The organism is Caulobacter sp. AVps18 (assembly GCF_058681425.1).
The window spans coordinates 527,720-551,666 of record NZ_CM178737.1 but is presented as its reverse complement, the minus strand read 5'-3'; the positions used below and the strand labels follow the sequence as shown (position 1 = coordinate 551,666).

22 protein-coding genes are annotated in these 23,947 nt (G+C 68.0%); 5 read left to right on the top strand and 17 right to left on the bottom strand.

What is annotated here, in order from left to right:
* Positions 1-15 precede the first annotated feature (15 nt).
* A complete protein-coding gene (locus ACW179_RS02540) occupies positions 16-858 on the top strand; it encodes a class I SAM-dependent methyltransferase (protein WP_492062651.1) in 843 nt (280 codons plus the stop codon).
* Positions 859-949: 91 nt separating this feature from the next.
* Here ACW179_RS02540 and ACW179_RS02535 read toward each other — a convergent pair whose 3' ends face one another.
* Both ACW179_RS02535 and ACW179_RS02530 read right to left on the bottom strand, forming a co-directional pair.
* Positions 950-2,071, bottom strand: a complete 1,122-nt coding sequence (locus ACW179_RS02535) for a 2OG-Fe(II) oxygenase family protein (protein ID WP_492062649.1) — start codon at positions 2,069-2,071, stop codon at positions 950-952.
* A 116-nt stretch (positions 2,072-2,187) separates the two neighbouring features.
* Positions 2,188-3,465 (bottom strand): flagellin N-terminal helical domain-containing protein, encoded by a 1,278-nt coding sequence (locus ACW179_RS02530; protein WP_492064243.1) that lies wholly within the window; start codon positions 3,463-3,465, stop codon positions 2,188-2,190.
* 265 nt (positions 3,466-3,730) lie between these two features.
* Here ACW179_RS02530 and ACW179_RS02525 point away from each other — a divergent pair, with 265 nt between their 5' ends.
* Positions 3,731-4,942 carry an outer membrane beta-barrel protein gene (locus ACW179_RS02525; RefSeq protein ID WP_492062647.1) on the top strand — a complete coding sequence of 404 codons (1,212 nt, stop codon included), beginning with the start codon at positions 3,731-3,733 and terminating at the stop codon, positions 4,940-4,942.
* Positions 4,943-5,013: 71 nt separating this feature from the next.
* Here the strand turns inward: ACW179_RS02525 and mnmC2 are convergent, their stop codons facing one another.
* The 4 genes from mnmC2 to motA form a co-directional block, all read right to left on the bottom strand.
* Positions 5,014-6,831 (bottom strand): tRNA (5-methylaminomethyl-2-thiouridine)(34)-methyltransferase MnmC2, encoded by a 1,818-nt coding sequence (gene mnmC2 / locus ACW179_RS02520; RefSeq protein ID WP_492062646.1) that lies wholly within the window; start codon positions 6,829-6,831, stop codon positions 5,014-5,016.
* 75 nt (positions 6,832-6,906) lie between these two features.
* Positions 6,907-8,616, bottom strand: coding sequence for a hypothetical protein (locus ACW179_RS02515; RefSeq protein WP_492062645.1), 1,710 nt, complete (start codon positions 8,614-8,616; stop codon positions 6,907-6,909).
* A gap of 174 nt (positions 8,617-8,790) precedes the next feature.
* Positions 8,791-9,126, bottom strand: a complete 336-nt coding sequence (locus ACW179_RS02510) for a hypothetical protein (RefSeq protein WP_492062644.1) — start codon at positions 9,124-9,126, stop codon at positions 8,791-8,793.
* A gap of 161 nt (positions 9,127-9,287) precedes the next feature.
* Complete coding sequence (gene motA, locus ACW179_RS02505; RefSeq protein ID WP_492062642.1) at positions 9,288-10,157, bottom strand: flagellar motor stator protein MotA; 870 nt, start codon at positions 10,155-10,157, stop codon at positions 9,288-9,290.
* Between the two features lie 121 nt (positions 10,158-10,278).
* On the opposite strand from motA, the gene ACW179_RS02500 reads away from it, so the two are divergent.
* Positions 10,279-11,595 carry an MFS transporter gene (locus ACW179_RS02500; RefSeq protein WP_492062640.1) on the top strand — a complete coding sequence of 439 codons (1,317 nt, stop codon included), beginning with the start codon at positions 10,279-10,281 and terminating at the stop codon, positions 11,593-11,595.
* Between the two features lie 69 nt (positions 11,596-11,664).
* Here the strand turns inward: ACW179_RS02500 and fixK are convergent, their stop codons facing one another.
* The gene (fixK, locus tag ACW179_RS02495) at positions 11,665-12,306 is read right to left on the bottom strand and encodes a transcriptional regulator FixK (protein WP_492062638.1); all 642 of its coding nucleotides are present in this window, start codon (positions 12,304-12,306) and stop codon (positions 11,665-11,667) included.
* Positions 12,307-12,469: 163 nt separating this feature from the next.
* Between fixK and ACW179_RS02490 the strand changes: the two genes are divergently transcribed.
* On the top strand, positions 12,470-12,859 hold the full coding sequence (locus ACW179_RS02490) for a response regulator transcription factor (protein ID WP_492062636.1): 390 nt from the start codon (positions 12,470-12,472) through the stop codon (positions 12,857-12,859).
* A 340-nt stretch (positions 12,860-13,199) separates the two neighbouring features.
* The gene (locus tag ACW179_RS02485) at positions 13,200-13,493 is read left to right on the top strand and encodes a GIY-YIG nuclease family protein (protein WP_492062634.1); all 294 of its coding nucleotides are present in this window, start codon (positions 13,200-13,202) and stop codon (positions 13,491-13,493) included.
* A 192-nt stretch (positions 13,494-13,685) separates the two neighbouring features.
* On the opposite strand, the gene ACW179_RS02480 is transcribed toward ACW179_RS02485, so the two are convergent.
* The 10 genes from ACW179_RS02480 to ACW179_RS02435 all read right to left on the bottom strand — a co-directional run bounded on the left by ACW179_RS02480 (position 13,686) and on the right by ACW179_RS02435 (position 23,626).
* Positions 13,686-14,633 carry a thioesterase family protein gene (locus ACW179_RS02480; RefSeq protein ID WP_492062632.1) on the bottom strand — a complete coding sequence of 316 codons (948 nt, stop codon included), beginning with the start codon at positions 14,631-14,633 and terminating at the stop codon, positions 13,686-13,688.
* Between the two features lie 223 nt (positions 14,634-14,856).
* A complete protein-coding gene (locus ACW179_RS02475; RefSeq protein WP_492062630.1) occupies positions 14,857-15,342 on the bottom strand; it encodes a transcriptional repressor in 486 nt (161 codons plus the stop codon).
* 44 nt (positions 15,343-15,386) lie between these two features.
* Positions 15,387-16,664 carry a leucine-rich repeat-containing protein kinase family protein gene (locus ACW179_RS02470; RefSeq protein ID WP_492062628.1) on the bottom strand — a complete coding sequence of 426 codons (1,278 nt, stop codon included), beginning with the start codon at positions 16,662-16,664 and terminating at the stop codon, positions 15,387-15,389.
* A 4-nt stretch (positions 16,665-16,668) separates the two neighbouring features.
* Positions 16,669-17,517 (bottom strand): 2,3,4,5-tetrahydropyridine-2,6-dicarboxylate N-succinyltransferase, encoded by an 849-nt coding sequence (dapD, locus tag ACW179_RS02465; RefSeq protein ID WP_492062626.1) that lies wholly within the window; start codon positions 17,515-17,517, stop codon positions 16,669-16,671.
* Positions 17,514-18,191 carry a pyrimidine 5'-nucleotidase gene (locus ACW179_RS02460; protein WP_492062624.1) on the bottom strand — a complete coding sequence of 226 codons (678 nt, stop codon included), beginning with the start codon at positions 18,189-18,191 and terminating at the stop codon, positions 17,514-17,516. Before ACW179_RS02460 ends, dapD begins: the two co-directional genes overlap by 4 nt.
* Positions 18,188-19,102 carry an acetylglutamate kinase gene (argB, locus tag ACW179_RS02455; RefSeq protein WP_492062622.1) on the bottom strand — a complete coding sequence of 305 codons (915 nt, stop codon included), beginning with the start codon at positions 19,100-19,102 and terminating at the stop codon, positions 18,188-18,190. Before argB ends, ACW179_RS02460 begins: the two co-directional genes overlap by 4 nt.
* A 143-nt stretch (positions 19,103-19,245) precedes the next feature.
* Positions 19,246-19,710 (bottom strand): response regulator, encoded by a 465-nt coding sequence (locus ACW179_RS02450; RefSeq protein WP_492062620.1) that lies wholly within the window; start codon positions 19,708-19,710, stop codon positions 19,246-19,248.
* An 18-nt stretch (positions 19,711-19,728) separates the two neighbouring features.
* A complete protein-coding gene (lovK, locus tag ACW179_RS02445; protein ID WP_492062617.1) occupies positions 19,729-20,862 on the bottom strand; it encodes a photosensory histidine protein kinase LovK in 1,134 nt (377 codons plus the stop codon).
* Positions 20,863-21,015: 153 nt separating this feature from the next.
* Entirely contained in the window at positions 21,016-22,068 is a 1,053-nt protein-coding gene (locus tag ACW179_RS02440; protein WP_492062615.1) for a sulfate ABC transporter substrate-binding protein, read from the bottom strand.
* A 28-nt stretch (positions 22,069-22,096) separates the two neighbouring features.
* Positions 22,097-23,626, bottom strand: coding sequence for an OprO/OprP family phosphate-selective porin (locus ACW179_RS02435; RefSeq protein ID WP_492062613.1), 1,530 nt, complete (start codon positions 23,624-23,626; stop codon positions 22,097-22,099).
* Positions 23,627-23,947: the final 321 nt, after the last annotated feature.

Below are 23,947 nucleotides of genomic sequence, written 5' to 3'. Positions count from 1 at the left end.
GCCCCGGGAGCCATCGTGTCCGAGACCCCTTCGAACGCCGCCCAGATCGACTATTGGAATACGACGGTTGGCCGGACCTGGGCGCAGTTCCAGGAGCAACTGGATCGGCAGATCGCGCCTCTGGGGCTGGAGGCCCTGCGCGTGCTCGCCCCCCAGGCCGGCGAGCGGGTCCTGGATGTCGGTTGTGGTTGCGGACAGACCACCCTGGATCTTGCAGCCCGGGTCGGGCCCGAAGGCCATGTGACCGGTGTCGACATCTCCGAGCCGATGCTGGACGTGGCTGTGCGGCGTGAAATTCCCCAGGGTGCCGCGCGGCCAGAATTTATCCGAACTGACGCCCAGACCGCCGATCTGGGCGAGGGCGTCTTTGATGCGGTGTTCTCGCGGTTCGGCGTGATGTTCTTCAGCGATCCGGCCGCAGCCTTCGCCAACCTTCGTACCGCGCTCAAGCCCGGCGGCCGGCTGGCCTTTGTCTGCTGGCGGCCCTATGCGGAGAACCTCTGGATGCGGGCTCCCATGGAGGCAGCTCAGCCGTTCCTGCCGCCGATGCCGGCGTCCGACCCCGCCGCGCCCGGTCCCTTCGCCTTCGCCGATCCGCAGCGCGTCAGGTCGATCCTCACGAGCGCCGGCTATGACGATGTGACAATCGATCCCTTCGACGCGCTGATCGGCGGGGCATCGATCGCGGATACGCTCAGGCTGACCTTTCAGGTCGGCCCGCTGGGCTCGGCCTTGCGGGCGGAGCCACAGCTAGCGGCTGTGGTCGGCGATGCCGTCCGCGCCGTCCTGGAGCGTTTCCAGACGCCTCAGGGGGTCGAGATGCCGGCGGCCGTGTGGCTTGTCCAGGCGCGACGCTGATTTCAGCGTCCGGGCGGGGGAAGCTGAAGTCCCGGGGCGCCGCCAAGATCCAGTCGTTGACGGATTCGTCGCCCGCGAAAGCCTCGCTGGGTCAGGACGTGGCGGGTTTGACCTCTGCCGCCTCGGCGAGCTGGGCCGTCGCCGCGCGATAGTCGGCCTTGTCGGGTTCCAGAAACCGGGCGTGCTGCTCACGCAGCTGGGCGGCGGCTTCGTCATAGAGAAACGGCAGGAAGGCGTAACGCTTGCCGGCGGTCACCGGCTCGGCGGCGTGCAGCAGGCTGCACGAGAACACCACGGCCCCGCCCGTGGGCGCGCGATAGGTGCGGCTGCCAAATTCGGGGAACACCAGATCGCCGCCCTCATAGTCCTCGGTATTGAGGTTGATGGTCACGGCGAAGCGGCGGTGGTCGGTGCCTTTGGACATGTCGTCGCGGTGGGGCCGGAAGAAGCCACCTTCGGCCCCGTCATAGCAGGCGACGATATAGCGCTCCATGCGGGTGGCCTTGAAGCTGAAGGCCCGCTGGATCTGGGGAATCAGGCGGCGGGTGACGCAGGCGCGGACCTCGGCGCGCAACGGGCCGTCCTCGATCACATGGTCGGTGCGCCGCTTGTTGGCGCTGTCGAAGACGCCCACCGTGCGCCCGTCGATCTCGCGCATGAAGCCCGAGGGCTCCTGCAGGCCCGTGTCATAGGCCTGGATCAGTCGGGCGCACAGGTCGCGGTCGAACACCCGGGGCAGCAGCAGTACGGGCGCGAACAGCGTGGCGCCGGCATGGTCGTCGACGGGGGGCAGGCTGCCCAGCAGCTGCATGATGCGCGGGGTGTGTTCCAGCGGTGCGATGGCGATGACCCGCAGCATGGGATCCAGCACCAGCCAGCCGGTCAGCTCGCTGCCGTTGGGGGCTTCCATGCCGTAGAGGCGCGAGACCTCGCGACCGGGATCCAGGAACCAGCGCACGCCCGGCGTGCTGTTCTGGGCGCCGCGAATGACGGTCTCGCTGCGCAGCACGCCGAAGAAGGTCACCTTCTCGTCATCGAACAGCGGGCGATGGGCCTGGACGGCGGCCGAGATCGCCACGGCGGCGGCCATGTCGTGGCTGGGATAAAAGGCCAGCACCACATAGCGGCCCGCCACGGAATCGAAGGCGTAGTCGGGATTGGCGGGGGTGGCGGCGCGAAAGAACGGCGCGGCGTCGCCGATGACCAACGGCATGGGGGTCGTTTTCCTTCGCGGCCTGTCCGGATGGCAAGGCTACAGGGTCTTTGGCCGGTCGGGGAGGGGCATAGCGCAGTAAAGGTCGTCCCAAGGTTGTCGAGGGTCTCGCCCGGTCAGGCGCGGGGGCGAAACAGGGTCAGCAGCCAGTTCGCTTGCCCATTGGCCAGGCCGAGGGACTGGGTTGCCAGTTCGGTCCGGATCCGGGCGGCCTCGAGCGTGGCCGAGTCCTTGGCCAGGTCGGCGTCCACCAGATTGCCCACGCCGGCTTCTAGCGTGTCGGCCAGGTTGCTGTTCTGGTCGCGGATCTGGGCCAGGGCGTTCTGGCGTTCGCCGAAATAGGCGCCTGCGTCCAGGGTCGTGGCCAGGGCGGAGTCGATCAGGCCCAGCAAGGGCGCGGGGTCATTCCAGTCGATCTGGTTGAGGCCCAGGGCCTCCACGGTGAGGGGGCGGGCGGCCACCGACTCGATCTCGCCCGCCGCACCGCTGACGAAGTCGTAGCTGGTGGCCGAAGAGCTTGTGACCGTCACGGGAGTGCTGGTGGTGGTCAGGGAAGGGACGGGCGCGCCCAGGTTCAGCAACGCCACCCCGCCCACGTTCCACACCGAGCCCGAGGCGTTGACGCCCTCATTGAAGCGAAACTCCAGTGATTGGCCGCTGGCAGGATTGTAGTCGAAGCTGACGATTTGCTGGCCTGACACCGCCGCGCCCGGTCCCACGGCCGCGCCGCCGGGGACATAGGCCTGACCGGTGGCGGCGACCCGCGTGCCGCCCTGCCAGATTTCCAGAACGTCCGGCGCGCTATAGGCGTCGAGATACAGGTCCAGCCGGCCGGGGTTGGTTCCGCCGTCGCGCACGAAGGTGGACGAGGCCCCGCCCGAGGTGCTGGGCAGGTTGGCGGCCAGAGAGGCCGGCGTAAGAGGCGCATTTAACGGGGCGCCGGAATAGGCCGTTTGGGTCTGGATCACGGTGGTCTGGACCAGCTTGTCGGCCAGCGGCTTGCGGCCGTCGAACTCGGCCAGCAGGGCGGCCTGGTCGACCTGGGCGATCAGGGCCTGGATGTCGGCGCGAAGCGCGGCGCGAGCGAACGTGCCCAGGGATGGGTCACGGAAGGCTACGGCCTTCTCCCGCGCCTTGCCCAGCAGATCGACGATGCGTTCGGTCCCGGCCGCGGCCACCTCGAGCATCGAGCCGCCGCGCGACAGGCTGTCATTGGCCACTCGCCAGCTATCGGTCTCGGCCCGCATCATGCGCGCCATGCCCCACACGGCGCCGTCGTCCTTGGCGGTGGCCACGCGCAGACCGGTCGCCACCCGGCGCTGGGCCATGGCCAGGCTGGCCCCGGCAGCGGTCAGGGCCTGGGCCGCCAACGAGGCCAGCCGGTTGGTGCTCACGGCGCGCAAAAGACAACGTTCTCCGATTCGGCCGCGGTGAGGCTGAATCGCCGCTCTTGGGTTGTAAAGGATCAGGTTCGGGTTGTGCCCCGATGAGGCCCGGCCTGGTCCGGATTTTGAGCGCTTTCAGAACCGCCATCTGCGATTTGCTACAGATCGAACCGCCTTGTTGCTCTTTGGCCACACCCATATTCGAGTTCAGCGCGTTTGCCGTCTTGGGTTCGCTGTGTCGGGTCCAGGACAATTCCACAAAAGGGTGCAAACCATGAGATTCCAATTGCTGGCCGGCGTCGCGGTGGTTGCGCTGTGCGCGGCCTCAGGCGCTTCGGCCCAAAGCGCCACGAGCGGTTGGTACGTCGCCGGTGACGCTGGCTACCACATGCCCAAGGACATCAAGGCCACCTCGTCGGCCGGCTATGACTGGACGGTTTCGAGCGAAGAAGACTGGGCGGCCTTTGGTCGTCTGGGCTATCGCTTCAGCCCCAACTGGCGCGTCGAAGGCGAGTACGGCTATCGCGGTTCCGACATCACGTCGGTGCGCGGCGAGTCTGGTGCACAGCCTCTGGGCCTGTGCACCGCCGGGCCGATCCGGACGGCGGCCAACCCCGCCTGTGGCGAACCGGTGGGCGAGATGACGGCCACCACCGCGATGGCCAACCTGATCTATGACTTCATGCCCGACGCAACCATCCGCCCGTTCATCGGCGTGGGTGCCGGTTCGGCCTGGGTCCACAACAAGGTCTATGGCCAGCTCAGCGGCGTGCCCGCCGGTGCCGCGCCGTATCAGAACACCAGCTTCGACGACACCGACCAGGCCTTCGCCTATCAGGGCCTGCTGGGCGTCGCCTGGGAAATGTCGCCCAACTGGAGCCTGGACCTGACCGGCCGCTACCTGGCCACCAAGGACCTGAAGTGGGGCTCGCTGACCCAGAACGTCGGCCCCGCCGGCGGTTCGGTCACCGATGTCGGCACGTTCGAAGGCAAGTACGAGGACGCTTCGGTGACCCTGGGCCTGCGCTACACCTTCGGTTCGCCGCCACTGCCGCCGGCCCCGCCGGCGCCTCCTCCTCCCCCGCCGCCGCCCCCGGCTCCGCCCGCGCCGCCCCCGCCGCCCCCGCCGCCCCCGGCTCCGGTCGCCTATGAGGCGCGCGAGTTCGTGGTCTACTTCCCGTTCGATCAGTCGATCCTGACGCCGGAAGCCCAGGCCGTGGTCCAGCAGGCCGCCGACTACGCCAAGAGCGGCGGCGCGACCAAGATCACCGTGACGGGTCACACCGACACGTCGGGTTCGGACCGCTACAATGCCCGCCTGTCGGAACGTCGCGGCAAGGCCGTCGCTGACGGTCTGGTCGGGATGGGCGTCGCCGCCACCAGCCTGGTGGTCGACTGGAAGGGCGAAAGCGCTCCAGCCGTCGCTACCGGCGATGGCGTCAAGGAACCGCTGAACCGCCGCTCGGCGATCTCGATCAACTTCTAAAGATCGAAACAGCGCTCTGAAGAGAGGGACCCGGTCGCAAGACCGGGCCCCTTTTTCGCGTCGGCCTCAGCTCACAAGGTCGTGGCCGAACCATCCGCGTGCGGTCGGCGCGAGTCAAAGCGCTCGGTCCGCACAAGATAGGACAGGCCCAGAGGCAGGGGCGAGGGCAGGTTCAGGATCTGCGCCACCACATGCTCGGCCAGCAGCGGCGCCAGGCAAAAGCCGCGCCCGCCCAAACCGCCCAGCATGAACAGGCCCGCCTCCAAAGCGCCGGCCAGGGGCAGGTGGTCGGCGGTGGTGGCGCGCACGGCGGCGCGGCCGCTGACGGCCAGGCCTTCCAGCCTCGCCGCCAGTTCGGGCCGGCCCTGGGCCAGGGCCTGAAGATTGCGCTGATGGTCGGCCGCGCGCGTGTCGCTCTGGCGGTCGCCGCGATCATGGGTGGCCCCAAACAGCACGCCGTCGCGGGTGGGCACGCTGTAACCGCCAAAGGCGGCCGGGGCGACCGGCGTCCCCTCCAGCGTGGTCCAGCTGGCCTGGCCGCGTACGGGGCGCCAGTCGATCTGCGGCGCGAGGGTGTCGAGACGAGCCCCGGCCGCCAGCACCACGGCGTCGGCGCGGGCGATCAGGGTGCCGTCGGCGTCCAGCAACCGCCAGCCCGCTTCGTCGCGGTCAAGACGCGCCACGTCGGCCGCGACGACCTCGCCGCGCCAGGCGGCCAGTACGGCGGCGGGCTCGACCACCAGGCCGCTCTCCATGGCCAGGGCTGCGCCGGCCGGCTCGCCCAGCGCCGCCGATACTGCCTCGGGCTCCAGCAGGACCATGGCACCCGGCTCGAACAGGTCCTGCTGCGCGACGGCGGCAAAGCGGCCCTCTACCTTGGCATCGAGGGCCAGTTGCAAGGCACCGCGCGCCACAATGGCGTCGGGCAGGGTTTCATAAAGGGCCGTCGCGCGGGCGAAGGCCTGGGCGGGCAGGGCGGCGCGCGGGCCGCCGCCGGCGTCCAGCGCCGGGGTGACCAGGGCGGCGGGATTGGCCGAGGCCGGGGCCTGGCCGTCGTCGAAGATCGTCGCGCTCAGCCCCTGGGCCCGTGCGGCCCGGGCCAGGCACGCTGCCGCGATCCCGCCGCCGATGATGGCCAGGCTGGCGGGACGCCGCGTTTCGACCCGCGCGCTGGGCAGCCAGGCCTCCAGCCTCTGCTTCTTGCGGCCAAAGCCGGGCTGCTTGGCAATCTCGAAGCCCGCCGCCTGCAGGCCGCGTCGTACGGCCCCGGCCACGGTGAAGGTGGCCGCCCGCGCCCCGGGGGCCGAGCGCGCGGCGACGGCGGCCAGAATCTCTTCCGACCACATGGCCGGATTGAGGGCCGGGGAGAAGCCGTCCAGGAACCAGGCGTCGGCCGCGCCGTCCCAACCCGCCAGCGCGTCGGCCGCCTGCATCACCGCCACGTCCAGGGTGGCGCGGAAGGCGGGGAGGTCCACCCGGTGAAAGCCCCGCGCTTGGCCGGGCCAGGCGTCCAGCAGAGCCTGGGCCGCCTCGCCCAGTTGCGGCCAGACGGCCAGGGCGCGGGCAGCGTCTTCCCGCGTGATCGGGTGGGCCTCGATAGAGAAGATGTGCAGCCGCGCCGTCGGCGGGGCCTCGCGCCGCCACAGGTCCAGCAGGGCGGCGATGTTCAGCCCGGTGCCGAAACCCAACTCGCCGACCACGAAATGCTCGCGACCGGCGAAGGCCTCCGGCAGATGGCAGCCCGCCAGGAACACTGCTTGCGTCTCTGCCAGGCCATCGGCGCTGGAGAAATAGACGTCGCCATACAGCTTCGAGCGCGGCAGGCCGTCCTGCGTCCAGATCAGGGGCGAGGCGTCGTCAGGCTCATCGGCGGAGGCGGGCGGAGTCATGGCCCGCTTAGAGCCCCGACGGCGGGGGGGCTGTCAATCAGAGGCGAGGCTGTCCACGCTTTTGAACAGTGCGCTTTAGGCGGCGTTCAGGCTCATTGCGCCGCCGATCCATTCGGCTTTCGACCTTTTGGCGGCGTCCGCCGCTGCGGCCGCGTTACCCAGGGCCGCTTCGGCCCGGGACAGGACGAAGTAGCTGTAGGGGTCGTTTGGCCAGTCCTTCAACAGGGCCTCGATCTTGGCCTTGGCCCCGGCGGCGTCGCCCGAAGCCAGCATGGCGGCGGCCAGGCTGCGGCGGGTGGGATACCAGATCAGCGGCGGATCGCCGCCTTCCGGATGCTTGGCCTGGATCGCAGCCGCCTCGCCATAGGCGGCCCTGGCCGCAGCGGGATCACCCTCCAGCATGGCGGCGCGGCCCTCCAGCACCTTGCGGAACAGTTTGGCGAAATCCCTTTGCCGCTCTGCCATCGCACCGGCGAATTTGTCTTCGACGATCAGCGCGTCGATGGCCTTGGCTTCAGCCCGCACGGCGGCGGCGTCGCCCCGGCGCGCGGCTTCCTCGCCCCGGGCATAGCGCCAGCCCACCCGCATCAGCGGCCGGCCGGCGTCGGGCTCCGCCAGGGCGGCGACCTGGGCGGCCGAGCCGAACCGGCCGTAGAGCGCATAGGCGTCGGCGGCCATGATCTGGCGATAGACCACCATGGTGTCGTCGTCGGCACCCGGCGCGGCATAGAGATTGGGATAGGTCTCGCGATACCAGTCGGCCAGGGCTAGGCCATCCTTGGCCCCGCCGGCCATCAGCGCCCCGCCCATGCCGAAATGGATGTTGTGGGCGTGCAGCCGCATGGCCTTGATCCCGCCCGGCGGGCTGGCCAGACGGTCATAGCGCCGGTCCAGCCCAACAGCCTCGACATTGGACAGCATCGCGTCGCGATAGCGGCCCACGCGGTAGAAGGTGTGCGAGGGCATGTGGACCAGATGGCTGGCCCCCGGCGCCAGCTTGGCCAGCCGCTCGCCATAGGCCAGGGCGCGGTGCGGGTCGTCCGACCATTCTGTAAGGTGGATGTAGAGGTGGATGGCGCCGGTGTCGTTCGGCTGCACGCTCAGGGCGTGCTCCAGCAGGTCCATGGCCCGGGTGACGCCTGGATCCGTGGCCTTGCCGTCCCTCCACCACTCGTCCTCGACCTGCAGCATCCAGGCGTCGGCGGTGATGTTGGACACGCCCACGTCATCGGGATTTTCCCGCGAGATGCGGTCCATGGCCTTGGCGAAGCGCTTGCTCCGGCTCTTTTCACGACCGGAATAGCGCTGGATCAGGGCGTCGATCAGCTGGCGCTGCAAGGGGGTGGCGTCGGCCGACAGGGTCTTGGCCTCACGCGCCGCCTTCAGGCCGGTGGCGACGGACGCCGGGTCATAGCCGCCGCCGTTCAGGTTGGGCCCGATCGCCCAGGCCTCGCCCCAGGCGCAGGCGCCGCATTGCGGGTCAAGCTGCCGCGCCTTGCGAAAGGCGCGCACGGATTCGGAATGCTCGAACGCCCAGCGCAGGCGCACCCCATGGTCGAACCAGGCCTGGGCCTGTGGGTTGGTGGTGTCGGCCTTGAAGCCGCCGGTCCCAAAGCCATCGACCATCACCATGTCAGCGGTCGGCTGCACGTCGCCGACAGCATCGACGCGACCGCAGATCTGCAGGCTGGCGATCATCGTCAGGGTCAGGGTGGTGGCGTCCGCCACGGCGATGGGCACCATCAGGGCCACGGCCGTTGTCATGGCCAGCATCGATCTGCGCATGATCCTGTTCCCCTCGCCCGCTTCGAGCATCGACTATCACCTTCGCGGGGGCAAACGTCGAGATGCCGGCGCACGGTGTTCGGCGAAAGGGGCCCTGCGGAAATAGCCGCCTGGCCTCAACGAAAAAGGGCCGCCCTTGCAGGCGGCCCTTCGTCGTGTGGGAAAGACGAACCCTCAGTGCGCGGCGGGCTTGTCATGGGCTGCGGCCGGCGGGGTTTCGGCGGGCTTGGCGGCGGCGGGGGCCTCGGCCGAGGTCGCGCCGGTGGCGGCCACGGTGTCGCCCTCGTCAGCCGGGGCCGCAGCAGCGTCGGCGGCGGCCTTGTTGGCGTCGGCGGTGGCCTGGTCCTGGGCGGCGGCGGCGTCAGTCACCGTGCTGGCGCCGGCGGCGGCGGCTTCGGCGGCGGCGGTCGAGGCGTCGGCCCCTTCATCCTTCTTGCCGCAGGCGACCAGCGAGAGGGCCGACACGGCCACGCCTGCGATGAGAAGCTTGCGAAGAACAGCGGTGTTCATGGGAAATCCCTTGCGGCTGATGTCGGTGAAGCACCCTGGCCTTGCGGGGCGCTTCGTTGAGCCGTGAGGGAATACCGGTTTCAACAGCCACGCAAGCGTCAGTTCACGCGTCCGTGATTACATCGGCGACAGGTTGGCGCTCAAGGGCGATGGCCCAGGGATCAAGCGTCGTTGGGGATGGCCTGCAGGGTCTGCTCCAGTTCCAGGAAGCTGGGCTGGGCCGTGCTGGGCACATTGCCGCGACCGATCTCGACGCTGATCTGGGCGGCGTTGCCGTGCAGGTGGGCGACCAGAACCGCCTGGATGATCTTGTAGAAGGCGTGATCCTCGTCGATCACGGCGCCCAGGCGGGTGGCCATCGGGCCGACCAGACCATAGGCCATGAACACGCCCATGAAGGTACCGACCAGCGCGCCGCCGATCATGCCGCCCAGAACGGCCGGCGGCTCGGTGATCGAGCCCATGGTCTTGATGACCCCCAGAACGGCGGCGACGATGCCCAGGGCGGGCAGGCCGTCCGACAGGTTGGTCAGGGCGTGGGCCGGGCCATGGGCTTCGTGGTGGTGCTTTTCGAGCTGCTTCTCCATCGCGTCTTCCACCTGGTGGGGATCTTCCAGGTTCATGGTCATCATGCGCAGGGTGTCGCAGATGAAGTCGACGGCGAAGTGGTCCTTGGCGATCTTGGGGTAGCGCGAGAAGATCGAGCTTTCGTGCGGCTTTTCGATGTGGCTTTCCAGGGCGATCACGCCCTTGGACTTCATGGTCTTGGTCAGCAGGAACAGCAGGCTGAGCAGGTCGCGATAGTCGGCCGCCTTCCACTTGGGGCCGCCGAAGATCTTGCCGAACGCGCCGCCGGTGCCCTTGATGACCGTCATCGAGTTGGAGATCAGGTAGGCGGCCACGCCGGCACCGCCGATGGCCATCAGTTCGTGCGGCGCGGCGTGCATGATCACGTCCATCTTGCCGCCGGAGATGATGTAGCTGCCGAACACCAGGGCGAACAGCAGGACGATGCCGATGATCTGGAACATGACGTGAGGCCGACCTCGAAATTTGATGCCGCATCATGGCGATTAATGCTTAAGCCAACGTTCCCGCGCCGGGTGTTCGGCTCGGTTGCGTGCACGCGACGACCGGCCTAACAGTTGTTTGATGTCGACCGCAGCTCCAGAAAGCCGGATAGACCGGCGCGCTTTCGCGATCCTGTTCGCGGTGTCCGTCGCCACGGCCCTGGGCAATACCGGCATGCTGTCGGTCCTGCCCACCATCGGTCGCCAGATCGGCATTCCCGACGCCATGGTCGCGGCGATCTTCTCGCTGTCGGCCGTCTTGTGGGCGATCAGCTCACCGTTCTGGGCGCGCCAGTCCGATCTGCGCGGGCGCAAGCCGCTGATCCTGCTGGGCCTGGGCGGGTTCTGCCTGTCGATGACCCTGTGCGCCTTCGTGGTCAGTGCGGGGCTGCATCATCTGGCGCCGCCGATGGTGATCTTCGTGCTGTTCCTGCTGGCGCGGGCGCTGTTTGGCCTGCTGGGATCGGCGGCCAATCCGGCGACCCAGGCCTATATGGCCGAGCGCACCAGCCGCGAGGAGCGCACCCAGACCATGGCCACCCTGGCCGGGGCCTTTGGCCTGGGCACGGTGGTGGGACCCTTGATGGCCCCGCTGTTCGTGCTGCCCGGCGTGGGCCTGGCGGGACCGATGTTCGCCTTCGCCGCCCTGGCCGGGGCCATGATGATCGTGGTCCAGCGCGGCCTGCCCGAGACCTTCAAGCCCAATCGCGGCGAAACACCGCCCCGGCGGCGCATGGCTTTTTCGCTCAGGGGCGACGGCGTCAACCTTTGGAAGGACCCGCGCCTCAAGCCCTTCCTGATCTTCGGTTTCCTGGTCGCCTCGTGCCAGACGGCCCAGACCCAGACCCTGGGCTTTCTGATCATCGACAAGCTGGGCCTGCCGCCGGTCCAGGCCCAGGGGTTCATCACCCTGGCCATGGCGGCTGGCGCGGTGGCCGGGCTGCTGGCCCAGTGGGGCTTTATCCGCATGTTCTCGATGGGCCCGCGCGAGCTGATGCGCTGGGGCGTGGCGGCGGCGGCCCTGGGCAATGTGGTGGTGGCCTTCGCGCCCGACTATGCGGCCGTGGCCATCGGCTATGCCATCGCCAGTCTGGGCTATGGCTTTGCGCGCCCGGGCTTCACGGCCGGGGCCTCGCTGTCGGTGGGTGCCAAGGACCAGGCCGGAGCGGCCGGGGCCATCGCCGCGATCAACGGCCTCAATGTCGTGGTCGCGCCGCTGTTTGTGCTGCTCTACCAGCAGATCGGCTGGGGCCCGTTCGTCCTCAACGCCGTGATCCTGCTGGCCATGCTGGTCTATGCCCTGCGCAACAGCACCCTGAAAAAGGTCAGCGACGACGCCGACGCCCAGGAAGAGGCCACCCTGGCGGGCCTGGAACGCAACGACGAAAGCGGCGGCTGAGGCACTCTAGTCTTTTGTTTTCACGCGCGTTTCATTCCGAAAACCGATTCCCACTTTTCGGAACGCGCTCTAGTCATGCAGGCGGCGCAGCGCCGCCAGGTCGCGCAGGATGATGTGGCGCGTGGTGGGGATGGCGATCACACCGTCGACCTGAAGTTGGGTCAGGGTGCGCGACACCGTCTCGATGGTCAGGCCCAGATAGTCGGCCATGTCCTGGCGCGACATCGGCACGTCCAGTTCACCTCGGGCCCCGGTGCGATCGACCAGGTCGACCAGCAGGCCGGCCACCCGCTCGCAGGCCGATTTGCGGCCCAGCATCAGCACGTGGTCCTGACTGCGCTGCAGGCCTTCCACCGTCAGGCGGAAGATGGCCTGGGCCACGTCGCCGCGCTGGCCGGCCAGGTCGCTGAGCGTTCCGCGCCGCACCATCCGAACGCTGGAGTCGGTCATGGCCTCAGCGGTTACCCGGTGCAGGTCACCAGCCTCAATGCCGAAATAGTCGCCGGCAAAGTGGAACTCGTCGATCTGCCGGCGCCCGTCGCGCAGGATGCGAAAGGTGCGCACTGCGCCCGAGATCACCTGATAGACATAGTCGGCGGTCTCGCCTTCGCCGAAGATCTCCTCGTCGCGCGCATGGCGCAGGCAAGGGCCGGTAAAGCCGAACGGCGCGGTGGTGGGCTGGGTGTCGGTCTGGCGGAGCGGCGAAAGCATGAGCGGGTCCCTCGTTGGTTACTGTTCTGGAACGCGCGAGGGGCGCGGTAAATTCGGGGGCGACGCCTAAGGGGCCTTACGTAAGCGCGGCTGCGGAGGCCGCTTTCGCTCGGTTTGCGATGGATCAAGGCGGCGGCGCGCCAAGCGTGCTGGGATGTGGTCCATGTGCGGTCCATCCAGCCCTTCTGACGCCGATAGCGCCCGGCATCCCCTGATCGTTGTGCTCGACGAGGACGAGGCCCTGCGCGAGGCCCTGCGCTTCTGCCTGGAGACCGAGGGCTACCGGGTCAGCGTCTTCGGCGCGGCCGAGGCTCTCCTGGGCTGCCCGGACTGCCGATCACCGGCCTGTTTCGTCGTCGACGAGGCCTGCCAGGACCCGAAACTCTCGCAGTGGGCACAGGTGAGCGGGACGCCCGTGGTGCTGCTGTCGGGGCGTCCAGACCTGAGCGTCCCCGCCCGGTGGGGCCGGCAGGCGTCCGTCGTCGAGAAACCGCTGATGACCGACGCCCTCAGCCGCCAGATCGCTGCGGCCCTGGCGGGCGCGGGTCGCTAGGCGCTCGCAGACTGCAGCTCTGGGCCTCGTGGGCGTGGCGCTGTCGGGTTCAGATTGGCTGCAGAGGGAAGGGCCCGCCCGAGCGGATTCCAAGTCCCTCGTCCAAAGGGAAAAGGGGCACGGCCTGACTCTCGGATAGGTCCCAGTTTCCGTAAGCGGCCCTGAGAGTGACTTCAAAAGGCTCGCGTCTTGGACCTCCGTCTCGCGCAAAAAATCTTGTCATCCCGGCCGTAGCGACGCGAAGAGCCGGGACCCAGGGGCAACCGCGTTGCGGCAGCTCTTGGCACCCACGATGACGTTCCGAGGTGACAGGAGATTGATTGCATCTTATGGTTGCGATGTGCCCAAAGAATACTTCGTCTACATCCTGGCCAGTCAGCGCAACGGGACCCTTTACGTCGGCGTGACCAACGACCTGTCGCGACGGGTCTGGGAGCACCGGGAAGGTTCGCCCAGCGGCTTCACGCGAAAATACGGCGTCGCAAGACTCGTCTACTATGAAGGTTTCCAGGATGTCGGAGACGCGATCCGTCGTGAGAAAGCTCTCAAACGATGGCGAAGGGCCTGGAAGCTTCAGCTGATAGAGGCGGACAATCCGCAGTGGCTGGACCTCTATCTGACCCTGAACGGCTGACATGTCAGGGGCCAACTCGTCATGCGGGCAGCGTGGCCGACCGGGGTGCCAAGAGCCTGCGCAACGCGGTTGCCCCTGGGTCCCGGCTCTCCCCCCGGCTTTCGCCGGGGTACGGCCGGGATGACAAGAGTTTGTGGCGTGAGGGAATGTCTGCTTCGAACGTCGCCCACAAACCGCCCCCGCAGCCCCCCCCTAAAGTCCCAACCCGTCCACGCCGAATGCCTTCAGCGCGTCCTGCGCCGCCGGGGTGATCGGGACCACCTTGCGGGCGTCGAGGTCGAAGGTGATGGCCTTGGCTTCGGAGGTGCCCCAGGCCTGGCCGGTGGCGGGGTCGAGCATCCAGTGAGCGACGTGCAGGGTACGCGGATCGCTGCCGATCAGGCCCGAGCGCAGCTCGATGCGGTCGCCCGTGCGCGGCCAGGCCAGATAGACCATGCGATATTCCAGCACCGCCCCGCCGACCCGGGCCGGCGAATAGTCGCTATGCGCCACCACCGTGTCGCGGAACGGGCCGATGAAGCTGCCGATGCCGTCCGACACCCGGCCGATGAACTGCTCGGTGCGCATGCGGCCAAACACGTCGCACTCGGCCGGTGACAGGGCGCCGAGGCCGATGCGGGTCAGGCCCAGCGTTTTGGCGCGCTCCAGACTGGCCGTGGTCTCGAACGGCGACAGGTCGAGGCTCCGGGCTCGGGCCTTTTCGGGAACCTCGACGGCCAGGGCGGCGGCGCGGTCACGGGCCACCTGCGGCCAGGGGAAGGCCTCGCCCTCGCGCGGGGTGGCGTGGACCACGGTGGTCTGGAAGGTGGCGGCCAGCTCGCCGGTGGCCGAGTGGACCAGCAGCTGCAGGATCTTCGCCTCGCTCTCACCCATCTCGATCACCCCGCCCAGCATGTGCAGGGTGGCCCCGGCATGGGCCTCGCGCAGGAAGCGGATGTGGTGTTCCTTCACCAGCAGGGTGGCGTTGGCATAGGGGGTAAAGGCGTGGGGCAGGCCCAGCTCGGCCGCCATGCCCGCCAGACCCTCCATGGCCCGCACGACATAGTGGCGCACGTTCATGTGCCCCATCTCGTCGCAGTCCCAGGTATTCACCCCTCCGCGCCAGATCTCGACGCCGGGCAGGGTCTCAGCGGTCGTCATGGCGGCGGGTTCCGGGAGCTTGAACAGGTGTTCGAGAGTCTAGATGGGTTCCTGCCCGGCGCGCTAGGGCGGATCGCGTAGATCCTCCCCTTTTGGGGGAGGTGGCCCAAAGGGCCGGAGGGGGCGGCGAGGCGCTCGTCCAGATGGCGTTCAACATCGCCTAGGCTTGCGCTGCCCCCTCAGTCGCTCCGCGACAGCTCCCCCTGAGGGGGAGCATCCATCGTCAGCCCCGGCAATCCGCGCACAGCCCGTGCGCCTCGATGGTGACGCCGGTCAGGGCGTAGCCGGCGGCGGCCCCGGCGGCGATGATCTCGGCGCTGGCCTTGGGCTCGATCTCGCGGGTCGCGCCGCAGCAGTCGCAGATCAGGAAGGCAGCGGCGTGGCCGTCGGCCTCCTTGCGGCAGGCGACATAGGCGTTGAGGCTCTCGATCCGGTGGGCAAAGCCCTGTTTTTCCAGGAAATCGAGCGCGCGATAGATGGTCGGCGGCTTGGCCGGCGGGCCATTGACGGCAAAGGCCGAGATCAGGTCATAGGCCTTTACCGGCTGTCCGGCCTGCAGTAGCAGTTCCAGAACCCGGCGACGCGGCGCGGTCAGGCGCTGCTCGGCGGCCGCGCAGCGGGCCTCTGCCGCAGCCAGCTCGGCCTCCAGGGCCGGTCCGGCGACGCCATTGTGGTCGTGATCGTGATCGCAAGCGGCGTGATGGGCCATGTGCAACAGGTAGAGGCGGCGCGGCGCAAGCGCAACCTTCAGCCTCAGCGTAGCGCGTCCAGCGCCTCGACCAAGCGAGGCCGCGCCATGACGTCAGACGCCGTGCAGGCGGCCTGGACGGCGCGGGCGGCGGCGGGGGGGGCGTCGGTCAGGTCCAGCAGTTCACCCAGCAGCAGGCCCCAGGCCAGCACCTCCAGCCGTTCAAGGCCAGGCACCAGATCGGCGGGCATGAAGGCGGCGGCCCCGAAATCGCTGAGCACGGCAGCGCCCGCCGTCCCGTCCCACAGGATGTTGTGGGCATAAAGGTCGCCATGGGTCAGGCCCCGCCCGTGCAGGTGGGCGGCGGCGGCACCGACTTCGCGGGCGATCCGCAGGGCCACCTCGACGGGAAGGCGCAGGGCCGGATCATAGACGTCGCGGCTGCAGGTTTCGCGGCTGGGTGGCCCGGCCAGGATCCGCCAATCGGGCGGCAGCAGGGCCATCAGCAGGCCGTCGGCCTCGTTGGGATGCCCGGTCAGCCGGCCCAGCGCCCCGGTCAGGTTGGGATGGGCCCCGGCCGCCAGGCAGGCGGCCATTTCGCGCTCGGGCAGACCATCGCTGGTCATGGCCCCCTTGAAGAGCTTCAGGGCCACTTCGCGCGGCGCGGCACCGGGCGAGGTCCAGAGGGCCTGATGCACCTGGCCCGAAGCGCCCTCGCCCAGCATGGGCCCGACGTCCAGCTGCGACCATGGCGCGGCGGTGACGTCCGGCGCCTGCGCGGTGTCGAACGGGTTGCCGGCAAAGGCCGCCCAGGCCAGGCGCGGCAGCTCGACCAGCCAGCCGGGCAGGGTCTCAAAGCGATTGGCCGACAGGCGGATCAGTTCTAGATGGGCCAGATCCGCCAGGCTGCCGGGCAGGCTCTCCAGCTGGTTGCCGGCCAGCATCAGCTTTTGCAGGGCGGGCCGCTCGCCCAGAGCCTCGGGCACGGTGGCGATTGCGTTGTCAGTCAGGGTCAGCCAGCGCACGGCCGGGGGCAGGGCATCAGCGGGAATCTCGCCCAGGCCACAGCCGCGAAATCCCACCTGGCTGAGCGCCCTGCAGTCGCGGAGGCTCTCGGGTAAGCGCTCGAACCGGTTGCCCGAGCAGAACAGGACCTTGAGGTTCTTGAGCCGGCCGATGTCGTGCGGCAGGTCGCTGAGGGCATTGCCCGACAGGTCCAGCACCTCCAGTGTGTCGGCCAGGTCGAGGATTTCGCGCGGGAAGTCCTTCAGCCCCTCGCGGAGCGTCAGTTCGCGGACCCCGGCCAGGGATCCGCGTCGCAGGGCGTCCAGCGTCTGGGCCATGGCCCTAGTCGCGCAGCAGGTCGTTGATGCTGGTCTTCGATCGCGTCTGGGCGTCGACCGTCTTGACGATCACGGCGCAGTAGAGGCCCGGGCCGCCCTTGGGGTCAGGCAGGTTGCCGGGCACCACCACGCTGTAGGGTGGCACCTTGCCGATATGGATTTCGCCGGTCTTGCGGTCGACGATCTTGGTCGAGGCGCTGATGAACACGCCCATCGAGAGCACGCTGCCCTCGCCGACGATCACGCCCTCGACCACTTCCGAGCGGGCGCCGATGAAGCAGTTGTCCTCGATGATGGTCGGGTTGGCCTGCAGGGGCTCCAGAACGCCGCCGATGCCGACGCCGCCCGACAGGTGGACGTGCTTGCCGATCTGGGCGCACGAACCGACCGTCACCCAAGTGTCGACCATGGTGCCTTCGTCGACATAGCCGCCGATGTTCACGAACGACGGCATCAGGATGACGTTGCGGCCGATATGGGCACCGCGACGCACGATGGCCCCGGGCACGGCGCGGAAGCCGCCGGCTTCGAACTGCGCAGCCTCCCAGCCGTCGAACTTGTTGGGCACCTTGTCCCACCAGGGCCCGACGCCGCCACCGAGGCTTCCGGCCCGCATCACGGTGTTGGGGTTGAGGCGGAACGACAGCAGCACGGCCTTCTTCAGCCACTGGTGGGTGACCCACTCGCCGTCCACCTTTTCCGAGACCCTCGCCTTGCCGCTGTCGAGCAGCAGCAGCGACTCGTCCACCGCCGTGCGAACGGGGCCGGTGGTGGCGGTCGAGACGCCGTCGCGGGCTTCCCAGGCGGCTTCGACTTCGGTTTGCAGATCAGAAAGGCTGACGGTGGCGGTCATTGGCTGGTGTCCTTCAGGCGGGCCGAGGTCAGGAACCCGGCGAGGTCGTGCGTGCGGTGGTGGACAAAGTCGGCGGTCGAGGCGGCCGCATGGGCCCCGACCAGAACCGTGGTCATGCCCAGCACGGCAGCCGGGGCCAGGTTCTTTTCGCTGTCCTCAAAAAAGGCTGTGGCCGGGGCGGACAGGTCATGGCACGAGACGATCTTCTCGAAGGTCGCCATCGCCGGCTTGGGCAGGTAGTCGGCCGTCTCGATGGCGAAGACGTCCTCGAACAGATGGTCCAGGCCCAGATGGCCCAGCACCCGCGCGGCATGGCCCAGCGAGCCGTTGGTGAAGATCAGCCGGCGGCCGGGCAGGGCGTCGATCGCCGAGCGCAGCACGGGATCAGGGATCAGCCGATCCATCGAGACGTCATGCACCTCGTCCAGAAAGGCCTTGGGCGCGATGCCGTGGTTGGCCATCAGCCCGGCCAGGGTGGTGCCATGCTCGTGGTAGTATTTCTTCTGGATCGCCCGGGCCTCTTCACGGGGCAGGCCGGTGGCCCGCTCCATGAAGTCGGTCATCTTGCCCTCGATCAGGGCCATGTATTCGCATTCGGCCGGATACAGGGTGTTGTCGAGGTCGAACAGCCAGGTCTCGACGTGCGTCAGGTCTGCGGACAGGACAGGACTCATTTCGAGATCAACGTGCCGGCACCGTGCTCGCTGAACAGTTCCACCAGCATGGCGTGGGGGCGGCGGCCATCCAGGATGACCACGGCCTCGACACCGGACTCCACGGCGTGGATGGCGTTCTCCAGCTTGGGGATCATGCCGCCGCTGGCGACACCGCTTTCGATCAGGCCGCGGGCCTCCTCGATGGTCATTTGCCGGATCAACTGACCCTCAGCGTCCAGAACCCCGGCGATGTCGGTCAGCATCAGCATCCGCTTGGCCTTCAGCGCGCCGGCCAGGGCTCCTGCCACCGTGTCGGCATTGATGTTGAAGGTCTGGCCGGCCTCGGACACGCCGATCGGGGCGATGACCGGGATGTAGTCGGTTTCCGACGACAGCAGGGCCTGGATGATGTGCGGATCAACCTTGGTCGGCTCGCCCACAAAGCCCAGGTCGACAACCTGTTCGATATTGCTGTCCGGGTCGCGCTTGGTGCGGGTCACCTTCTCGGCAGTGATCATCCGGGCGTCCTTGCCCGACAGGCCCACGCCGCGCACGTCGGCTTCGGCCCCGGCCAGGGTGATCCAGTTGGCAATTTCCTTGTTGATCGCGCCCGACAGCACCATCTCGGCCACTTCCATGGTGGCTTCGTCGGTGACGCGCAGGCCGTCGATGAAGGTCGACTTGACGCCGGCCCGCTCCAGCATGCGGCTGATCTGCGGGCCACCGCCGTGGACGACCACGGGATGGACGCCCAGCAGCTTGAGCAGCACGGCGTCGGCGGCGAACACCTTGGCCACGTCTTCCTGGCCCATGGCGTGGCCGCCGTATTTGATCACGACCGTCTCGCGGTCATAGATCTGGATGTAGGGCAGGGCTTCGGCCAGGGTCTTGGCGGTGGCCCAGCCCGCTTCCTCGGCGGCGTCGGTCAAGGCGGCTGTCCTATGCGAAAAACGGCGCGTCTCGATAGCCGAGCCCGTCCCCCCTGTCACTTAAAACGAGGCGAGGCGGAAGGATGGTCAGGCCGCCGTGCGGTCAAAGCGCCCTTTGAGGGCCGGCACGCCGGCGGCGAGGGTCAACCGACCCCGGGCTGATCGTTCAGGCCCCACAGCCGGGCATAGCCCGGTGACAGGGTCAGCCCCACCGGCGGCGCGCCCGGGGCCTGGCCCTGGCGCATGCAAATGGTCAGAAATTCCAGAGCTGCCTTTACGCCATGGCCCGAATAGGGCTTGCCGATCACCCCGCAGGCGTCGGCGAAGTCGTCGGGCAGGCGCTTGACATTGGCGGTCATGAAAAGCGCCACCGCGCCGCAGTCGGCATGGATGCGCCGGGCCACCTCGACGCCCGTCGGCCCGTCACCGAGATGGATGTCGACCAGGGCCAGGTCCGGGCTGAGATCATGGGCCAGGCTTATGGCCTCGTCGGAATCCATGGCATGTCCCACCGGGCGGCAACCGGCTTCCGCCAGGAGGAACTCCAGTTCCGTGGCCAGCAGGACCTCATCCTCGACAATCAGGACATCGAGCGGTGGCTTGCACATGGCGGATCCTCGCCCGGTTCATGGGCGCGCGTCGCTGACGGGCAAGTGGATCACGACGCGCGTTCCTGGCTGGGCGTCCGTTGTCTCGCACCGGGCCTTCAACTGCTGGCACAGCAGCTGCACGATGGTGAGGCCAAAGCCGGACGACGTCGCCGTATTCTCCATACCAACGCCGTCGTCGGTAATTTCGATCCGGAAATCCTCATTGATTTTGCCGATGCCGACGAAAATCTGACCTGGCCGCGCATTCGGGAAGCCATGGCGCAGGGCGTTGGACAGCAGTTCGTTGACCACCAGCGCCAGAGGGGCGGCCTTGGAGGCGGACACGTCCACCCGTTCCAGGTCCAGCTTGAACTGGATGTCGTTGCGGCCCGAAGAGCCGATGGTGTCGGCCACCAGGTCGCGCACAAAGGCCGAGACATCGAAGCGCTCGACGTCCTCGCTCTGGAACAGTCGTCGATGCACGGTGGCAATGGCGTTGACCCGCTCCAGCATGCCGCGCAGGGCACCCTTCACGGCGGGGTCGGCAACCCGGCGGTTTTGCAGCAGCAGCAGGGACGAGATGAGCTGCAGGTTGTTCTTGACCCTGTGGTCCACCTCGTGAAGCAGGGCGGTCTTCTGCTCCAGGGCCTGGGACAGCTCCTGGGTGCGATCCGCCACCAGTTGCTGCAGGTCGTGTTGCCTTTCGTTCCACTGGAGCTCGAAGCGCTTCTTGTCGCTGATATCCAGCTGGGAGCCGATAAAGTGGGTGATGGTGCCGCTGCCATCGCGCACCGGGCTGAGAAAGAGGGCGTTCCAGAACGCCGACCCGTCCTTGCGATAGTTCAGCAATTCGCAGGCGATCTCCTGGCCCGCGCTGATCGCCGCACGCAGCCTTGCTAGCTCCAGCGGATCTGTATCGGCACCTTGCAGGAACCGGCAGTTGCGGCCGATCACCTCGTCACGGCCATAGCCGGTGAGGCGCAGGAAGGCGTCATTGGCGAAGATGATGGGATCGTCGGCCTGGGCGGAGTCGGTGATGATCGTGGCCAGGCGGGTGGCCCGGATCGCTGAGGCGAACGGATCGTCTGACCCATGAGAGACCGCCAGCGCGTCGGCCGCGCGCAGGGATTGCGAATAGTCCGTCATGCGACCGCCCGACCCGACATCCATCTACCCCCATCCGCCTCAACGTACCGACCTTGTGCCGGTTCCGCAGAGTGTCGGTTGCCCAACATGCGCCTAAAACAGGCGCGGCGTGAACCCGCTCTGGAGTCACGCCGCGCGCGCCGGACGGAAAGGGGAGGATGACCGCCGGCGGTCCGCCTATTTGGGCTGGTAGATCTTGTCGAACACGCCGCCGTCGGAGAAGTGCGTGGCCTGGGCCTTCTTCCAGCCGCCAAAGGTGTCGTCGATGGTGACCAGCTGCAGCTTCTTGAACTTGCCGGCATATTTGGCCGCCGCGCCTGCATTGCGCGGGCGGTAATGGTGCTTGCCGATCAGGTCCTGAGCCAGGGGGCTGTAGAGGAAGTTCAGATAGCCCTCGGCGGCCAGGCGGGTCTTGTGGCGGTCGACGTTCCTGTCGACGATGGCCACCGGCGGCTCGGCCAGGATCGACAGGGACGGATAGACGATGTCGAACTTGCCCGGGAGCTCTTCCTGCGCGAGGTAGGCCTCGTTCTCCCAGGACAGGAAGACATCGCCGATGCCCCGCTGGGTGAAGGTGGTGGTCGCGCCGCGCGCGCCGGTGTCGAGGATCGGTACGTTCTTGAACAGTTGCTCGACAAAGGCCTGGGCCTTGGCCGGGTTGCCGCCGGGCTGCTTCAGCGCCCAGGCCCAGGCGGCCAGATAGTTCCAGCGCGCTCCGCCCGAGGTTTTCGGATTGGGGGTGATGACGTCGATGCCCGGCTTGATCAGATCACTCCAGTCCCGAATCTTCCAGGGATTGCCCTTGCGGACCAGGAACACGATGGTCGAGGTGTAGGGCGTGGAGTTGTTGGGCAGGCGCGACTGCCAGTTGGCCGGCAGCAGTTTGGCGCGGGTCGCGATCTCGTCGATGTCATAGGCCAGGGCCAGGGTGACCACATCGGCCTGCAGGCCATCGATCACCGAGCGGGCCTGCTTGCCCGAACCGCCGTGGCTCTGGTTGATGGTCAGGGTCTGGCCGACCTTTTCCTTCCAGTACTTCGCATAGGCGGCGTTGATGTCCTTGTAGAGCTCGCGGGTGGGGTCGTAGCTCACGTTCAGCAGGGTCAGCGGCCTGACGCGCTGGGCATGGGCCTGGCTGGCGAACAGGGCCGGCGCGGCAAGGGCCGCCGCGCCGGCCGACGCTGCGCTGAGGACGCCCCGACGGGTAGGTTTGTCGAAACTACGGGTCATGTGGGACGTCCTCGGATCTTGGTTGGCGTTAGAAAGCGTACTGGGTTCGAAGCGACCAGATATCCAGGTCCTGGCCGACCTGGACGCCGGCCGCCGGGGTCGAGCCCGCGACAAAGGCGCTGCCGCCCGGCGACAGGCGACGGACCTCGACGTTGCGATAGGCACCCGAGATCGAAACGACCGGATTGAGGTACCAGTTCACGCCCAGTGAAAGGATATTCTGCTCGCCGCCGCGCACGCCGCCGGTCGGGGCGGCCACGCCGGCCGCGCCGGGCAGGTAGTCCAGGTCGAAGGTCGAGTAGCGGGCAGCCAGTTCGACCGCGCCCCACTGGGCCTTTTTCGGGTTGAACGGCTTGGTCGGGCGGGGGGCGTCGAAGCCGGCGGTGACGGTGCTGTAGCGACGCGGCTCGCCGGTCAGGGTCCAGCCGGCCTGGACATACCAGCCGTCGAACGAGGGATCGCGCAGCGTGCTGTTGCGGCGCTCGACATCAATGTTGAAGTACTCGGCCTGCACGAAGACGTTTTTGCGCTGGGCGCCGAATTCCAGGCCCAGAGCCGTGACGCCGTCGGCGTCGATGTTGCCGGTATCGATCAGGCGCGTGCCGTCGACGCGCAGTTCCGGTCGGTCGCGAAGGCGGATATTGGTCACCGCGCCGCCGGCCGAGGCCACGTCGGGGCCGCCGGCGGCCGGATCAATGATCAGATTGGCGTTGGCGCCCACATGGATCAGCCAGTCCTTGCCCTTGAAGGGCACATAGGCGACGCGGCCGACAAAGCCCAGTTGCTCATCATAGGTCTGGGTGGTGACGGTGTTGCCGGTGAGGGCGGCCGACACGTTCCAGCGCTCGCCATTGGCCAGCAGGCCGATAGCGGCGCGGCCGTCGCCGCCGGCCAGGCCGCGCACCGTCTCGGCGACCGAGGCGCGCTCGACAAACAGCGAGCCGGTGTTGTTGGAAGCGTCTTCCAGGCTGGTCACCGGGGCGTAGATGCCCGCGCGGATCTTCACCGGATAGCCGCTGTACTGCACCCAGGCCGACGAGATCTTGCCGGCCTCTTCAGTGCCCGAGCCGCCGAAGTCATAGATCATGTTGTAGTCGAAAGCGCCGAAGGCCTTGCCTTCGAGCCCGATGCGGGCGCGGCGGATGTTGGTTCCATCGCCCAGGTCGCGGGCGCGGTCATTCTCGGCGGCGTCGTTGAACGATCCGCGACGGAAGTCGGTGGCCAGGGGGCCGGCGTCGCGCTGGTCATAGAGGGCCGCGTCGGCCTGGAAGATGCCGCGGAACGAGACCGAGAAGGCACCGTCGCCGCTGGCGATGGTTGGGCGGGCGTTGGCCAGGGTGACAGTGGTGGCCGACTGGGCGGCGCGGACGTCCTTGACGTTGGCGGCGGTCGCGGCCTTCAGGTCGGCGATCTGGCCAGACAGGGCCGCGAGTTGGGCCTCAAGCGCGGCGATGCGCGCTTCTGCCTCCGGGCTGGTCTGGGCGTTGGCGGCCCCGGCCATCGTCATCAGCGAAACGCCGGCGATCAGCGCTGCGCGCAACGTGGTGTTGGTCTTCATTGTCGTCCCCTCTCGTCCCGCCACAGCGGGCCGTTCTGGTTGAGCTAGGGAAGACGATTATCCCTAGTTCGTGAATAGAGATTAGGAAAACCGGCCGTGAGAAAAACTGCAGGCGCGGTTCGGCCTCCCGGCGCAAACCGGGAAACTTCAGCAGACACAAAGGGATCGGAGCTTAAGGCGGCATTATTCCTGCCCGGACATTTCGTCACAGGGGCAGCGCGGACTGTCGAAAAAACCGCAATATTTCCGGCGCGGGCCGGGAAAACCCGGCGGTCTGTCCGGTTGGCCGGCAGTGCGCCCGGCCCTCAAACAAAAACGGCG

Bases quoted from the DNA above. Each gene is read 5' to 3' on its own strand.
- ACW179_RS02535 (WP_492062649.1), bottom strand. From the start codon at position 2,071: ATGCCGTTGGTCATCGGCGACGCCGCGCCGTTCTTTCGCGCCGCCACC.
- ACW179_RS02525 (WP_492062647.1), top strand. From the start codon at position 3,731: ATGAGATTCCAATTGCTGGCCGGCGTCGCGGTGGTTGCGCTGTGCGCG.
- mnmC2 (WP_492062646.1), bottom strand. From the start codon at position 6,831: ATGACTCCGCCCGCCTCCGCCGATGAGCCTGACGACGCCTCGCCCCTG.
- ACW179_RS02515 (WP_492062645.1), bottom strand. From the start codon at position 8,616: ATGCGCAGATCGATGCTGGCCATGACAACGGCCGTGGCCCTGATGGTG.
- ACW179_RS02510 (WP_492062644.1), bottom strand. From the start codon at position 9,126: ATGAACACCGCTGTTCTTCGCAAGCTTCTCATCGCAGGCGTGGCCGTG.
- motA (WP_492062642.1), bottom strand. From the start codon at position 10,157: ATGTTCCAGATCATCGGCATCGTCCTGCTGTTCGCCCTGGTGTTCGGC.
- ACW179_RS02500 (WP_492062640.1), top strand. From the start codon at position 10,279: ATGTCGACCGCAGCTCCAGAAAGCCGGATAGACCGGCGCGCTTTCGCG.
- fixK (WP_492062638.1), bottom strand. From the start codon at position 12,306: ATGCTTTCGCCGCTCCGCCAGACCGACACCCAGCCCACCACCGCGCCG.
- ACW179_RS02490 (WP_492062636.1), top strand. From the start codon at position 12,470: ATGTGCGGTCCATCCAGCCCTTCTGACGCCGATAGCGCCCGGCATCCC.
- ACW179_RS02480 (WP_492062632.1), bottom strand. From the start codon at position 14,633: ATGACGACCGCTGAGACCCTGCCCGGCGTCGAGATCTGGCGCGGAGGG.
- ACW179_RS02475 (WP_492062630.1), bottom strand. From the start codon at position 15,342: ATGGCCCATCACGCCGCTTGCGATCACGATCACGACCACAATGGCGTC.
- ACW179_RS02470 (WP_492062628.1), bottom strand. From the start codon at position 16,664: ATGGCCCAGACGCTGGACGCCCTGCGACGCGGATCCCTGGCCGGGGTC.
- dapD (WP_492062626.1), bottom strand. From the start codon at position 17,517: ATGACCGCCACCGTCAGCCTTTCTGATCTGCAAACCGAAGTCGAAGCC.
- ACW179_RS02460 (WP_492062624.1), bottom strand. From the start codon at position 18,191: ATGAGTCCTGTCCTGTCCGCAGACCTGACGCACGTCGAGACCTGGCTG.
- ACW179_RS02450 (WP_492062620.1), bottom strand. From the start codon at position 19,710: ATGTGCAAGCCACCGCTCGATGTCCTGATTGTCGAGGATGAGGTCCTG.
- lovK (WP_492062617.1), bottom strand. From the start codon at position 20,862: ATGGATGTCGGGTCGGGCGGTCGCATGACGGACTATTCGCAATCCCTG.
- ACW179_RS02440 (WP_492062615.1), bottom strand. From the start codon at position 22,068: ATGACCCGTAGTTTCGACAAACCTACCCGTCGGGGCGTCCTCAGCGCA.
- ACW179_RS02435 (WP_492062613.1), bottom strand. From the start codon at position 23,626: ATGAAGACCAACACCACGTTGCGCGCAGCGCTGATCGCCGGCGTTTCG.